We start from the raw sequence: 13344 nt of genomic DNA, 5'->3' as shown, positions 1-13344 counted from the left end.
GATGACCACCACCCCCACCGGCCCGCGACGCGACGGCCGGGACGACGAGCAGCACCCGGTCCTCACCGAGAAGGAGGACGCCGCCCAGCGGGGCGCCGACCCCGCCGGTTCGGTCGGCGCGACGACGCGGCCGAGCGGCGACCTCGCCGACGGCTGGACCCCCTCGGACCACCTCGCCCGCGAGGCCGGCGAGCTCGCGGCCGAGATCGGGCGCGAGCACCGGCCCCGGCGCGAGGACGTCTACCCCTACCTCCTCGTCCGCGCGGCGAGCCCCGGCGACCGCGGGGCGCGGCCGGTCTGGCCGCCCGTCCCGTGCTGGCAGTCCCCGGACATCCTCCTCATGGACGCCGCCGCCACCGGCCCCTTCGACCCGACGCAGCTCGTCGGCAGCCCGACCGCCGGGCGCCGCTACCGGGTGTTCGTCCGGGTCTGGAACCTCGGGCTGCTGCCGGCCGTCGGGGTCCACGTGCGCGCCTGGTTCGTCGACCCCGGCTTCTTCGGGGGCGCGACCGGGCCGGCCTACCAGCCGCAGCTCATCGGGGGTGCGATGGTCGGCCTCGACGACCGCACCCGCCCCGGCGCCGTCGCGGTCGTCGAGCTGGACCGCACCTGGGACATCCCCGAGACGCTGACCGGCCACGAGTGCCTCCTGGCGTCCGTGTCGTGCCCCCTCGACCCGTGGTCGGGTGTGCTGGACGCCAACGCCGACCGGCACGTCGGGCAGCGCAACCTGACGATCCTCGCCGGCAGCGACGACGCCAAGCAGCTGCTGTGGACGCTGGGCTCGCGCGTCACCGGCACGCTCGAGCTGGTGCACGGCGGGGCCACGGTGGGGCCGCTGGTGCGCGGCGTGCTCGGCGACACGCAGACCGGGCTCGGGGTGCCCGAGCGGCTGCTCCCGCCGTCCCCGAAGGCGCTGCGCCACGGGGTCGCCACGCCGACCGGGCAGCACCTCGCGACGATGCTGCGCACCCGCGGCGGCTGGCTCCTCGCCGACAGCGAGCGGGTCGTCGCGCTGGCGACCGAGCTCGGGCTCGTCGGCCGCGACGGCGGGAAGCCGCGCCGGGGCCGCCGCGACCCCGTCGCGGTGGACGTCGCGGGACTCGCGCAGGAGCTCGCGCCCGAGCACGCCGAGCGCATCGGGGTGCTCGTCGACGGCGAGCCCGGTGACGCCCTGCTCGAGGGTCTCGTGCGCCTCTGGGACGTCGGAGACCTCACGGCAGGCGGACTGGCGGGGGCGCTCGCCGAGGGCGGACCGGCTGCGCACCTGCTGCAGCTGGCGCACACCGACCCCGAGCGGCAGGAGACCGGCGGCTACTCCCTCGTCCTCCTCGGCTGAGGCGGAGGCCGACGCGGGGGGCCCGGCACCGTCAGCCGGCTCTCGTCCGTGCGTTCTGCGCGGATCCGGGTGCGACCGCACCGGGATCCGCGCAGGTCGCGGGGAGAACGGCCGGGACAGCCTTCGACGGCCGGGGGATCGGTGCGGCGCAGCGCGGTTGGGGTGCCGGCCGCAGACGTAGGTTCGGGGGGTTGCCGACCGAGAGGAACCACCCGATGGATGCCGATGCCGACCGCCTGGCCGAACGTCGTGAGCACGACCTCGCCGTGCAGGAGGTCGTCGACCGGCTCGCGGAGGAAGGGCCCCACGAGGACCCCACCCTCGTCGCCGACCGGCTCGTCGAGCGGCTGACCGCCGTCGGCGTCGTCGGGATGCCCGGCCCCTGGGTCGACTCGGTCGTCACCGAGCTGGTGGCCGGCAACCCCTACGTCGTCTCGCCCTTCACCGAGGAGCACGAGGACGTCCCGGAGCCCACGACGCCGGTGCGCTCCGAGGTCATCGAGTAGGGCGCTGCCCGGACGACGCGCCGGCCTGGGCCGGAGCGCTACTCGTCGCCGCGGAGGGTGAACGAGCGCAGGCGGTCGCCGGCGAACCACACCGACCCGACGCTCACGACGAGGGCCGCGACGACGGCGTACCCGAGCCCGGTGCCGCCCGCGTCGACGAGGTCGTCGACCGCGTGCCCGACCTCGCGGCCCCACGCGCCGACCGACAGCCACTTGACGCCGCTGAGCACCGAGCCGATGACGCCCTCCCAGAAGAGCGTGTAGAGCAGCCCGACGACGACGGCGTGGCGGGTCAGCGCGGCGAGGCCCAGGAAGAGCGCCGTGTACACCGTGCCCGCCACCACCCCGGCCGCGCCGAGGGCGAGGGCGCGCCCCGGGTGCGCGGAGTCGAGGACGAGGGAGGCGACGGCGAGCGGGAGGGCGCCGAGGGCCGTCGTCGTCAGCCAGGCGGCGGCGAACTTGCTGCGCGCGATGGTGTGCCGGCTCACCGGCTTGGCGAGCAGGTAGACGATGGAGCCGTCGTCGACCTCCGGGCCCAGCACGGCGGTGGCGGCCAGCAGCGCGACGAGCGGCAGCGCGAGCGTGTACCCGAGACCGACCGTGGCCTCGACCCCCACGGCGTCCGAGGTGAGCAGGCGGACGACGACCGCGAGGCCGACGAGCGCCAGCGGCAGCAGGAGCAGCACGACACCACGCCGCCGGCCGACGACGGCCTGCGCGGAGAGGGCGAAGAGCGTGCGGTTCACCGGGTCATCCCTCCACCAGGTACGAGAACACGCTCTCGAGCGAGTCGTCGGTGGGGGCGAGCTCGAGCAGCCGCAGCCCCTGCTCGCGCGTCACGGCGGGCAGGCGCAGCGCGAACGCGCCGAAGTCCGCCACCGACACCGACACCCCGCCGTCCGGGCGCAGCGCCACCGCGACGACCGACGGCTCCGCGATGAGGCAGGCGGCGAGGCGACGGTCGTCGTCGGCCGAGACGACGTACTGCACCGGGCGGTCGGTCATCAGCCGGCGGATCTCGCCGAACTCGCCGGACGCCGCGTGCCGCCCGGAGACGACGACCTCGATCTGCCGGGCGACCTGCTCGACCTCCTCGAGGATGTGCGAGCTGAACAGGACCGTGCGTCCCTCGGCGCCCATCCGACGCAGCAATGCCATGAGGTGGAGGCGCTGGCGCGGGTCGACGCCGTTGAACGGCTCGTCGAGGAGGAGCACCGACGGGTTGTGGACGAGGGCGGAGGCGAGCTTGACCCGCTGGCGCATCCCCTTCGAGTAGGTGCCGATGCGCCGGGCCGCGGGCTCGACCATGTCGACGACCTCGAGGGCCCGCTCGGTGGCGGCGCCGGGGTCGGGCAGGCCGTGCAGCTCGGCGTTGGCGAGGACGAAGCGCCGGCCGGTGAGGTAGCCGAAGCTCACCTCGCGCTCCGGGACGAGCCCCAGGTGCCGGTAGACGTCGGTCGTGCGCCACACGGGCGTGCCGTCGAGCGTCACCGTGCCGGCCGACGGCGCGAGGAAGCCCGACATGAGGGCGATGAGGGTCGTCTTGCCGGCGCCGTTCGGCCCGAGCAGCCCGGTGATGCCGGGACCGACGCTCATCGAGATGCCGTTGACGGCGACGACGTTGCCGTACCAGCGCGAGACCTGGTCCAGGACGAGCGTGCTCATGCGCTCGCCTCCCGGCGGTAGCGCGCGACGAGGGCGCCGACGCAGGCGGCCGAGAGGCCGACGAGGACGACGACGTACGCGGCCACCATCCCCGCGCCGGTCGGTGGGGCGAGGGTGTCGGCGTCGGTCCACGCGCCCATCAGCCCGCGGTAGAGCGAGTACGGGGAGAACAGCCCGGCGACCTCGGCGACGCGGGTGCTGCCCTCGCCGTCGGCGATGCCCTGGACCGCCGTCACCACCCCGTTGGCGATGACGAGGAAGGCGATCGTCGCGACGACCGCGAACCCGCGCCGCGTCGACCACGACGCGATGATCCCGCCGACACCAGCCAGCGACAGCGCGAGGAGCACCGCGAGCCCGAGCGCGACCCCGGCCTCACGGGTCTGGTCCGAGACGTCGAGCTCGGTGAGCAGGGCCGCGGCGTAGAGGATGACGACCGGCAGGACGAGGAAGACGAGGGTGGCGAGCAGGAGCGAGAGCCAGCGCGCGACCGCGTACGCGGCCGAGGGCAGCGGCCGGGCGAGGTAGAGCGCGATCGTGCCGTGCCGCAGGTCGCGCGAGAAGAGCACCGGCGCCTGCGACGCGACGAAGACGCCGAGCAGCACCTGCGTCGTCGACGCGTACTGCGCGTACCCGATGGGCAGCCGGTCCAGGCCGACGAAGGCCATGATCCCCGCGACGATGAGGGCGGGCAGCAGGTTGAGCCCGAGCAGCAGGAAGGGCAGCACCTTCGAGCGGCCCGAGCGCCCGAGGCCGAACGCGTTGCGGAAGCCGGTGAGCACGAGCGAGCGCGCGATGGCCGTGCTGCCGAGGCGTGGCCCGGTGTAGGGCCGGTAGCCGAGGTCGTGGATGACGCTGCGGCCGGCGTCGTCAGTGCCGCGGGGGCTCGTCGGCTCAGCCACGGGGCACCCCGGGCTCGTCGTGCACGGCGGCGTCCGACGGGTCGGCGAAGACGTCCTCGAGGTGGCGGTGGTCGGCCTGCATCCGCACGAGCCCGAGCCCGAGCTCGGCGGCGGTGTCGCGGACGACGTCGCGCACGTCGCGGGGTCCCCGGTCGGCGGCGTCGACCGAGAGCAGCGACCCGCGCCGGACCACCGGCACGCCGGCCGCGGCGAGGGCGTCGGCCATCCGCGTCTGCGCGTCGTCACCGAGCACCTCGACGAGGAGGGCGCCGGTGGCGTCGAGGAACTCGTCGGTCCGCGAGGCGCGCAGCAGGGTGCCGCCGTCGAGGACCACGACGTGGTCGCTGACCCGCTCGAGCTCGCCGAGGAGGTGGGAGGTGACGATGACGGCGATCCCGAAGTCGTGGCCGATCCGGCGGACGAGACCGAGCATCTCGTCGCGGGCGGCGGGGTCGAGACCGTTCGTCGGCTCGTCGAGCAGGACCAGACGAGGGTCGTGGACGAGCGCCTGGGCGAGCTTCGCCTTCTGCTTCATGCCGGTGGAGTAGCCACCCATCGGGCGGTAGCGCTCCTCGGCGAGGCCGACGTGGCGCAGCACCTCGGCCGCGCGCTCGCGGGCGGCGACGCGCGGCAGCCCCGACATCATCCCGAGGTGGACGACGAAGTCGCTGGCGCTGACGTCCGGGGGGAGGCAGTCGTGCTCGGGGAGGTAGCCGACCGCGGCCCGGACCTGCGCCCCCTCCGTGGCGACGTCGTGGCCGAGCACCTCGGCGCGGCCGCCGGTCGCGGGGACGAGGCCGAGGAGGATCTTGAGGAAGGTCGACTTGCCCGCGCCGTTCGCGCCGACCAGCCCGGTCGTGCCGGGGCCGATGTCGAGGGTGAGGGCGTCGAGCGCGAGCACCGCACCGTAGTCCTTGGTGAGGCGCTCGGTGCGTACGACCGGCTCCACCCGCCTCACCCTAGCCCGGGGTCGTCCGGGCCCGGGTGAGGAGAGGGTGGAGGGGGTGCGGTGATCCCGTCGACGTCAGTTCGGGACGTCGACGTAGACGAGGGCGTCGGTGCCGCCGCGGCAGACGACGGGCGTCGTGTTCTCGCAGCGCATCTCGTAGTCGCGGCCGGTCACCGGCGAGCGGGCCGTGACGGTGGCCGGCAGGTCGGCCGACGACGCCATGAGCGCCTGCGCGGTCTCGGTGGCGAAGTCGCACGACGTCACCTCGTTGCCGCTCCACGCGGTCGCGCCGTCGACGGTGCCGCACTCCTTGGCCGTCGAGGCCCGCTGCGTGGGCGTCGGACCGTCCGAGGGGGCGTCGGACGCGGTCTCCTCGGGGGAGGGGGCCTCGTCGGAGGCCGACGCGGAGCTCGACACCGAGGGGGCGGCGACGCTGGAGTCCTCGTCGCCGTCACTGCCGAAGAACCAGAGCATCCCGGCGAGCATGAGCAGGCCGACGAGGGCCAGGGCCACCATCCCGAGGCAGCCCGTGCGCCGGTCGGCCGGGGGCTCGTCGGACGCGCGCCCGCCGAGCAGGAAGGCGTCGTCGGGCTCGGCGACCGGCGCCGCCGTGGGGGCCGACGGCACGGTGGCCGCGGCCGGGACCGGCGCCCCGGCGGGCGCCGCCGGGGTCGGACGGGCCCCCGTCACGGGCAGCTCGGTGGTCGTCGCGTCGTCGGCCGGCGGGGTCGTCGGCATGGTGTGGTCTCGCGGCAGCGTCGTGCCGCAGAGGGAGCAGAATCGGTCCGCGGGGTGTACCGCGGCGCCGCACTCGGGGCAGGTCACGGGTCTCTCCGTCCGGGGGTGGACAACCCAGCCACGATAGCCACGGGGCCGCCCGCCGCCCCAAATCGCGAGGTCAGCGGGCGCTCAGGAACAGCACGACGGGTGGGTGCCGAGGCCCCGGTGGCTTGGCACCCACCCGCCGCGTCGAGGGGATGACCCGGTGGTGGTCACCGCGACGCCGGCGGACCCCGTCGTCCACCGGCGCGCCCACGCTAGGGGCAGCCCGGTGGGTCGCAGGTCAGGCGAACACCCGGAGTCGGTCAGGGTTCGGTCAGGCGACCGGGCCCGGGGCGGTGGTGTCCCGGGCCCCCCGCCGGTCGGACGGAGACGGGGGCAGGGGCCCGGCTCAGGTCGCGACCGGGACGTGCGTCGTCGCGACGCCGGTCCTCGGGGACAGGGTCCCGGGGTCCACGTCGTGCCACGACCACACGTCGTCACCGCGCAGGAGCACGTCCGAGCCGCCGTCGACGTGGACGGTCTGGCCGCAGACGTGCGTGTTCTCCTCGGAGACGAGCCAGGCGAGCAGCACGGCGACCTGCCCGGCCTCGAGGTACCCGCCCAGCGGCATGGGCACCACGGCGTCGAGGGCGGCGCGCCCGCCGGCCGTCGCCGTCATCGCCGCGGTCATCGGGGTGCGGACCACGCCCGGGGCGACCGCGTTGAGGGGGATGCCGGCCCCGGCCCACGCCGGCAGCGGTGCGACCCGCCGGACCCAGCGCGAGAGCGCCCGCTTGCTCGAGGGGTAAATGGTCGCGGCGGCCTGCGGCCCGGCCGCCTCCAGCTCCGCGGCCAGCGCGAGCGCGCGGTCCTCGTCGCCGGCCAGGCAGGCCTCGACGAGCGGTGCGTGCACCGGCAGCAGCGTGGCCATCGACGACGTGACGACCGCGCGAGGGGCGCGGGAGGAGGCGGCGAGGGCGGGGCGCAGGCCGGTCAGGAGGTCGACCGCGCCGAAGTGGTTGACCGCCACCGTCTCGCGGACCGGCAGCGCGAGACCGGCGTTGGCGACGACGGCGTCGATGCGGCCGCCGGTCTCGTCGAGCACGCCCTCGACCGCGTCGTCCCGGCCCCGGCGGGTCGAGAGGTCGGCCACGACGTCGCCGGACGTGACGTCGACCGCGACGACGTGCTCGCCGCGACGGGTCAGCAGCGCCGCGAGCGCCTGCCCGATCCCCGATGCCGCCCCCGTCACCACGATCGTCCGAGCCATGGCAGTCCTGCCTCTCGACCGGCCCCGCGGCGGAACCCGGGGCTCCTGCTCCGAGCCTAGGAAGGGCGGGGTCGGACGGCGGCCGGACGTCTCGGGGGTCACAGTGTCTGGTGCGTCACCCGGCCTGCGACGATGGGCCCGTGGACATCGTGACCCGTGGCTTCGTCGGACGGCGCTCCGGCGGCGACCCGCGCATCCCGCCCGGCCAGTACCTCGAGCGCGACTTCCCGGTGCTCTCGGCGGGACCGACCCCGGTCGTCCGGCGCGAGGACTGGACGCTCCGGGTGGAGGGCGTGGACGGCAGCAGCGGCATCCTGTCGTGGGCCGACCTGCACCGCCTCCCCGTCGAGGACGTGCGCACCGACATCCACTGCGTGACCAAGTGGAGCAAGCTCGACACCTCGTGGCGCGGGGTCGACGTGGAGGCCGTGCTGGCGGCGGCCGGCGTCGGCACGCAGGGCGCGACGCACGTGCTCGTCCACGCGCACGGCGGGTACACGACGAACCTGCCGCTCGCCGACCTGCGGGGCGGACGCGCCTGGATCGCGACGGAGTACGAGGGCGCTTCTCTCGCACCGGAACACGGTGGCCCGGCGCGGCTGCTCGTCCCGCACCTGTACTTCTGGAAGTCGGCGAAGTGGGTGAGCGGCCTGCAGCTCCTCGCGCAGGACCGGCCCGGGTTCTGGGAGCAGCTCGGCTACCACGAGTACGGCGACCCGTGGCGTGAGCAGCGCTACGTCGGCGACTGAGGCCGGGGCCCCGATGACCGTCGCGTGGTCCTCCCCGCCGCTGCCCATGCCCTGGTACCACGCCCGCGTCGAGGACGCGTGGCTCGAGACCCGCACCGCCCGCACCGTCGTCCTCGACGTCCCCGGCTGGCCGGGGCACCACGCCGGTCAGCACGTCGACGTCCGGCTCACCGCCGACGACGGCTACACGGCCACCCGCACCTACTCCGTCGCGTCGGCGCCCGAGGCGGGCCGGCTCGTGCTCACCGTGCAGCTCGTCACCGAGGGCGAGGTGTCGCCGTGGCTCGTCGGGGAGGCCCGGGAGGGCGACGAGCTCGAGGTGCGCGGCCCGATCGGCGGCTGGTTCCGGTGGGACGAGCAGATGCCGGAGCCCGTGCTCCTCGTCGCCGGTGGCAGCGGGGTCGTGCCCCTCATGGCGATGGTCAGGCACCGCTCGCGCGTCGGGGCCGTCCAGCCCTTCCACCTCGTCTACTCGGCGCGCACGCCGGACCACGTCATCTACACGAACGAGCTCTTCGCGCTCGCCCGCACCTCGCCGGGCCTACGGGTCGACCGGCTCTACACGCGCGGCGGGCTGCCCGACGACGAGCGGGAGCCGGGGCGGCTGCGGCCGCAGGACCTGCCGGCGGTCGACGCGTTCCCGGCGCCGCCGGTCGTCTACGTCTGCGGCCCGTCGGGGTTCGTCGAGGCGGCGGCGGGCATCCTCATCGACCAGGGCCACGACTCGGGCGCCATCCGCACGGAGCGCTTCGGCCCCTCCTCCTGACCCGTCTCTCGTCCCGACTTCTTGCGAGTTCCGCCGCCCGACACGCCGCCGGACGGCGCGTCGAGCGGCTCAACTCGAAAGAAGTGGGGTGAGGAGGAGGGTCAGCGGGGGTCGCAGGTGAGGTGGACGCCCTCGGCGACCCGGTAGGGCGCCGCCGCGACGATGGCCCCGACGACCCGCCGCAGCCGGCTGACCTCGGCGCGGACGGTCACCTGGTGCTCCTCGTCACCGAACAGCGAACGGCTGAGGGTCGCGGCCGTCAGCCCGTCGGGACCGGCCGCGGCGAGCAGGCGGACGATGGCCGCGTGCCGCGGCGTGAGCGCGGCCCGCCAGCCGCCGTCGTCCCCGCCGCTCACCTCGAGCAGCGCCTCGCCGCCGACGGTACGCAGCGTCGCCACCAGGACGGCCGCCTGCGCGTCGGGCCGCACGAGCCAGCCCTCGCCGAGCCGCTCCGGCAGGCACAGCCCGAGCCCCGGCACGGTGAGGGGCAGGTTCTCGCGGGGGGCCGCGATCCGGTCGCGGACGAGGACGCCGCTGTGGTGCGCGACCCAGCCGTCGTCGTCGACGAGCAGGACCGGGCCGTGCGTCGTCGCGAGGACGTGCTCGGCCGAGCGGCGCAGGCGCTGGAGCGACTGCTCGTGGTGGCGCCAGAGCCGGGCCTCGGCGAGCTTCGTCGCGGTGTCGACGAGGGCGATGAGCGCCGGGTGGAGGGTGAGCGCCGGGCCCGACACGTCGACGACGCCGAGCATCGCGCCGGTGCGGGGGTCGTGGACGGGGGAGGCGGTGCAGTACCAGGGGTGCTGCCCCTCCTCGAAGTGCTCGGCCGAGAACAGCTGCACCGGCGCCTGCTCGGCGAGGGCGGTGCCGATGGCGTTGGTGCCTACGTGGTCCTCGGTCCAGACGGCGCCCTCCGAGAAGCCGAGGGTGTCGGCGGTGCGCAGCACCCCGGGCGACCCCTCGCGCCAGAGGATGATGCCGTCGGCGTCGGTGACGACGACGATGAACCGCGACGCGTCCGCGACCGACGTCAGCACGGCCCGGATCTCGTCGACGACGAGCCGCAGCGGGGAGGCCCGGCGGCGGCGCTCGACCTCGCCGAGCGGCAGCGGGTCGCGGGCGTTGGCGTGCGTCGGGTCGAGCCCGAAGCCGAGCGTGCGGCGCCAGGAGCGGGAGACGACCGGCCGGACCGTCGCGACCGGGGCCGAGCCGCCCATCACCGCGTCGTGGACGCGGCGCAGCGCGCGGGCGTGCTGCCCGAGGTCGGTGCCCGGGGCCACGGCGCTCCCGGCGCGGTACGACGTCATCGTCGGCTCCTCACCCCCCGGCGGCGCCGCCGGGCGATGGCCACAGGCTAGCCCTCCGCGCCGACGCGCGCCCCGTCGAACCGGGTGGGGATGCAACGCGCTGCAACGCTTCCCGCGGCGGCCGTCCGCTTGCTGTCCTGTGCCCCATCAGCGCGCGTCGACGAGGACGCGCGGCGGACGACAGGAGCCCCCATGACCGACACCCTGGAGCGCACCACGACCGAGGAGGGGAGCGCGCCGGCCCGGGCCGATGCGTGGCTCTCCGGCTTCGAGCAGGCACTCACCGCGGGCGACCTCGACCGCGCCGCCGGGATGTTCGCGACGCGCAGCTTCTGGCGCGACCTCGTGTCGTTCACGTGGAACCTCACGACGGTCGAGGACCGCGACGGCGTGCGCGACCTGCTCGCCCACAACTCCGAGCGCACCGCGGCCTCGGGCTTCGCGACGAGCGAGCCCGCGACCGAGGACGGCGGCGTCGTCACCGCGTGGTTCACCTTCGAGACCTCGACCGGGCGCGGGAGCGGCCTCGTGCGTCTCGTCGAGGAGGACGGCGAGGACCGCGCCTGGACCTTCCTCACGACGCTCGACGAGCTCAAGGGCTTCGAGGAGCCGCGCGGCAGCCGGCGGGTCCGCGGCGCCGAGCACGGCGCCGACCGCTCGCGCACGACGTGGAAGGAGCAGCGCCAGCAGGAGGCCGAGTCGCTCGGCTCGACGACGCAGCCCTACGTGCTCGTCGTCGGTGGCGGCCAGGGCGGCATCGCCCTCGGGGCGCGGCTGCGCCAGCTCGGCGTCCCGAGCCTCGTCCTCGACAAGCACCCGCGGCCGGGCGACCAGTGGCGCGGGCGCTACAAGTCGCTCTGCCTCCACGACCCGGTCTGGTACGACCACCTGCCGTACGTCAAGTTCCCCGACAACTGGCCGGTCTTCGCCCCGAAGGACAAGATCGGCGACTGGCTCGAGGCGTACGTCAAGGTCATGGAGGTGCCGTACTGGTCGAGCACCGAGGCCAGGAGCGCGACGTGGAACGGCGAGACCGGCGAGTGGGTCGTCGAGATCGAGAAGGAGGGGCAGCCGCTGACGCTGCGCCCGACGCACCTCGTCTTCGCGACGGGCATGAGCGGCAAGGCGCGGATGCCCGAGGTCGAGGGGATGGACGTCTTCCGTGGCGACGTGCACCACTCCTCGCGGCACCCCGGCCCGGACGCCTACCGCGGCAAGAAGGCGGTCGTCATCGGCAGCAACAACAGCGCCTTCGACATCTGTGGGGCCCTGTGGGAGAACGACGCCGACGTCACGATGGTGCAGCGCAGCTCGACGCACATCGTCAAGTCCGACAGCCTCATGGAGTACGGCCTCGGTGACCTCTACTCCGAGCGGGCGCTCGCGGCGGGGGTGACGACCGAGAAGGCCGACATGATCTTCGCGTCGCTGCCCTACCGGATCCTCCACGAGTTCCAGATCCCCGCCTACGAGAAGATGGCCGAGGTCGACAAGGACTTCTACGACCGCCTCGAGAAGGCCGGCTTCTGGCTCGACTGGGGTGACGACGGCTCCGGCCTCTTCATGAAGTACCTGCGGCGCGGCTCCGGCTACTACATCGACGTCGGCGCCGCCGAGCTCGTGGCCAACGGCGAGGTCAAGCTCGCCCACGGGCAGGTCGTGCGCCTCACCGAGGACGCGGTCGTGCTCGACGACGGCACCGAGCTGCCCGCCGACCTCGTCGTCTTCGCCACCGGATACAACTCGATGAACGGCTGGGTCGCCGACCTCATCGACCAGGAGACGGCCGACCGGCTCGGCAAGTGCTGGGGCCTCGGCTCGGACACGACGAAGGACCCCGGGCCCTGGGAGGGCGAGCAGCGCAACATGTGGAAGCCGACCCAGGTGCCGAACCTGTGGATGCACGGCGGCAACCTCCACCAGTCGCGCCACTACTCGCAGTTCCTCGCCCTGCAGCTCAAGGCGCGCTTCGAGGGCCTCGACACCCCCGTGTACCGGCTGCAGGAGGTGAACCACACGTCATGAGGGCCGCCCGCTTCCACGCCCGCGGCGACATCCGCGTCGACGACGTCCCCGAGCCGGCGACCCGGCCGGGCACGGTCAAGGTCGAGGTCGAGTGGTGCGGCATCTGCGGCACCGACCTGCACGAGTACCTCGACGGCCCGATCTTCGCGCCGACGGTCGAGGCGCCGCACCCGCTGACCGGTGAGTCCGCCCCGATCACCCTCGGCCACGAGTTCGCCGGCGTCGTCGCCGAGCTCGGCGAAGGCGTGACCGACCTCGCGGTCGGCGACCGGGTCGTCGTCGAGCCGTACATCATCTGCGGGCGGTGCGACGCGTGCCGGCAGGGTCGCTACAACGTGTGCGCGACACTGGGTTTCGTCGGCCTCTCGGGCCACGGCGGTGGCTTCAGCCAGTTCGTCGTCGCCGAGCGCCGCTGGGTCCATCCGCTCGGGGAGCTCGGGACGGACGTGGGCGCGCTCATCGAGCCGCTCGCCGTCGCCTACCACGCGGTGCGGCTCTCGGGCGCGCAGCCGCAGCACTCCGCGCTCGTGTTCGGCGCCGGGCCGATCGGCCTCGTGACGACGGCCTGCCTCAAGGCGGTCGGCGTCGAGGAGGTGCTCGTCGTGGAGCCGGCGCGGGCCCGCAAGGAGAAGGCGCTCGTCGCCGGGGCCGACCACGTCGTCGACCCGCGGGACGCCGACGTCGTCGAGGCGGTCATGGAGATCACGGACGGCCGCGGCGCCGACGTGTCCTTCGAGTGCGCCGGCATCGACCAGGTGCTCGCGACGGCCATCCGCTCGACCCGCGCCGGCGGCCGCTGCGTCAACGTCGCGATCTGGGGCCACGAGGCGTCGGTGGCGATGAACGACCTCGTCTTCCGCGAGGTCGACGTCCTCGGCAGCCTCGCCTACTGCGACGACCACCCGGCGACCATCGCCATGGTCCGCGCCGGCAAGGTCGACCCGTACCAGTTCATCACCGGGCGGATCGACCTCGGCGACATCGTCGAGCAGGGCTTCCGGCAGCTCGTCGACAACAAGGAGGAGAACGTCAAGATCCTCGTCCACCCCTGATCGGGAGGGCGCGCCGGACCGCGCCCCCCGACGCCTCCTCCCGCGGCCGGTCCCT

13 protein-coding genes are annotated in these 13344 nt (G+C 74.7%); 6 read left to right on the top strand and 7 right to left on the bottom strand.

All coding sequences use genetic code 11. The annotated features are described in order from the left end of the window. Position 1 precedes the first annotated feature (1 nt). Together J3473_RS13805 and J3473_RS13800 are read left to right on the top strand one after the other, a co-directional pair. Positions 2-1339, top strand: a complete 1338-nt coding sequence (locus tag J3473_RS13805) for a hypothetical protein (RefSeq protein ID WP_207024298.1) — start codon at positions 2-4, stop codon at positions 1337-1339. A gap of 215 nt (positions 1340-1554) precedes the next feature. Continuing rightward, positions 1555-1845, top strand: a complete 291-nt coding sequence (locus tag J3473_RS13800; protein ID WP_207024296.1) for a hypothetical protein — start codon at positions 1555-1557, stop codon at positions 1843-1845. A 38-nt stretch (positions 1846-1883) separates the two neighbouring features. On the opposite strand, the gene J3473_RS13795 is transcribed toward J3473_RS13800, so the two are convergent. The 6 genes from J3473_RS13795 to J3473_RS13770 all read right to left on the bottom strand — a co-directional run bounded on the left by J3473_RS13795 (position 1884) and on the right by J3473_RS13770 (position 7393). Beyond that, positions 1884-2591: an ABC transporter permease subunit gene (locus J3473_RS13795; RefSeq protein ID WP_030528590.1), complete on the bottom strand. Its 708-nt coding sequence runs from the start codon at positions 2589-2591 to the stop codon at positions 1884-1886. A gap of 4 nt (positions 2592-2595) precedes the next feature. Next, positions 2596-3510, bottom strand: coding sequence for an ABC transporter ATP-binding protein (locus J3473_RS13790; RefSeq protein ID WP_207024294.1), 915 nt, complete (start codon positions 3508-3510; stop codon positions 2596-2598). Next, positions 3507-4412, bottom strand: coding sequence for an ABC transporter permease (locus J3473_RS13785; protein WP_207024292.1), 906 nt, complete (start codon positions 4410-4412; stop codon positions 3507-3509). Before J3473_RS13785 ends, J3473_RS13790 begins: the two co-directional genes overlap by 4 nt. Further along, the gene (locus tag J3473_RS13780) at positions 4405-5361 is read right to left on the bottom strand and encodes an ABC transporter ATP-binding protein (RefSeq protein WP_030528593.1); all 957 of its coding nucleotides are present in this window, start codon (positions 5359-5361) and stop codon (positions 4405-4407) included. Before J3473_RS13780 ends, J3473_RS13785 begins: the two co-directional genes overlap by 8 nt. Positions 5362-5436: 75 nt before the next feature. After that, positions 5437-6099 carry a hypothetical protein gene (locus tag J3473_RS13775; protein WP_207024290.1) on the bottom strand — a complete coding sequence of 221 codons (663 nt, stop codon included), beginning with the start codon at positions 6097-6099 and terminating at the stop codon, positions 5437-5439. A gap of 433 nt (positions 6100-6532) precedes the next feature. Next, entirely contained in the window at positions 6533-7393 is an 861-nt protein-coding gene (locus J3473_RS13770) for an SDR family oxidoreductase (protein ID WP_207024288.1), read from the bottom strand. A 140-nt stretch (positions 7394-7533) separates the two neighbouring features. Between J3473_RS13770 and J3473_RS13765 the strand changes: the two genes are divergently transcribed. Beyond that, on the top strand, positions 7534-8142 hold the full coding sequence (locus tag J3473_RS13765; protein ID WP_030528596.1) for a sulfite oxidase-like oxidoreductase: 609 nt from the start codon (positions 7534-7536) through the stop codon (positions 8140-8142). 13 nt (positions 8143-8155) lie between these two features. Further along, positions 8156-8908: a ferredoxin reductase gene (locus J3473_RS13760; RefSeq protein ID WP_242525871.1), complete on the top strand. Its 753-nt coding sequence runs from the start codon at positions 8156-8158 to the stop codon at positions 8906-8908. 101 nt (positions 8909-9009) lie between these two features. Here the strand turns inward: J3473_RS13760 and J3473_RS13755 are convergent, their stop codons facing one another. Then, entirely contained in the window at positions 9010-10212 is a 1203-nt protein-coding gene (locus J3473_RS13755) for a GAF domain-containing protein (protein ID WP_242525870.1), read from the bottom strand. Positions 10213-10404: 192 nt separating this feature from the next. On the opposite strand from J3473_RS13755, the gene J3473_RS13750 reads away from it, so the two are divergent. Together J3473_RS13750 and J3473_RS13745 are read left to right on the top strand one after the other, a co-directional pair. Then, positions 10405-12237, top strand: a complete 1833-nt coding sequence (locus J3473_RS13750) for an NAD(P)/FAD-dependent oxidoreductase (protein ID WP_207024286.1) — start codon at positions 10405-10407, stop codon at positions 12235-12237. Continuing rightward, a complete protein-coding gene (locus J3473_RS13745; RefSeq protein WP_207024284.1) occupies positions 12234-13289 on the top strand; it encodes a 2,3-butanediol dehydrogenase in 1056 nt (351 codons plus the stop codon). The genes J3473_RS13750 and J3473_RS13745 overlap by 4 nt, the downstream gene beginning before the upstream one ends. The last annotated feature ends 55 nt before the right edge of the window (positions 13290-13344 follow it).

Origin of the sequence: Phycicoccus sp. DTK01 (assembly GCF_017312765.1) — a bacterium.
In the GTDB taxonomy this organism is placed as follows: domain Bacteria; phylum Actinomycetota; class Actinomycetes; order Actinomycetales; family Dermatophilaceae; genus Phycicoccus; species Phycicoccus jejuensis.
Note: the sequence above shows the minus strand (reverse complement) of the source record. Positions and strands in the feature narration are given on the sequence as shown.

Excerpts from the sequence above, each read along its gene's own strand:
- J3473_RS13770 (WP_207024288.1), bottom strand. The coding sequence starts at position 7,393 with ATGGCTCGGACGATCGTGGTGACGGGGGCGGCATCGGGGATCGGGCAG.
- J3473_RS13750 (WP_207024286.1), top strand. The coding sequence starts at position 10,405 with ATGACCGACACCCTGGAGCGCACCACGACCGAGGAGGGGAGCGCGCCG.
- J3473_RS13745 (WP_207024284.1), top strand. The coding sequence starts at position 12,234 with ATGAGGGCCGCCCGCTTCCACGCCCGCGGCGACATCCGCGTCGACGAC.
- J3473_RS13775 (WP_207024290.1), bottom strand. The coding sequence starts at position 6,099 with ATGCCGACGACCCCGCCGGCCGACGACGCGACGACCACCGAGCTGCCC.
- J3473_RS13800 (WP_207024296.1), top strand. The coding sequence starts at position 1,555 with ATGGATGCCGATGCCGACCGCCTGGCCGAACGTCGTGAGCACGACCTC.
- J3473_RS13760 (WP_242525871.1), top strand. The coding sequence starts at position 8,156 with ATGACCGTCGCGTGGTCCTCCCCGCCGCTGCCCATGCCCTGGTACCAC.
- J3473_RS13755 (WP_242525870.1), bottom strand. The coding sequence starts at position 10,212 with ATGACGTCGTACCGCGCCGGGAGCGCCGTGGCCCCGGGCACCGACCTC.
- J3473_RS13790 (WP_207024294.1), bottom strand. The coding sequence starts at position 3,510 with ATGAGCACGCTCGTCCTGGACCAGGTCTCGCGCTGGTACGGCAACGTC.
- J3473_RS13805 (WP_207024298.1), top strand. The coding sequence starts at position 2 with ATGACCACCACCCCCACCGGCCCGCGACGCGACGGCCGGGACGACGAG.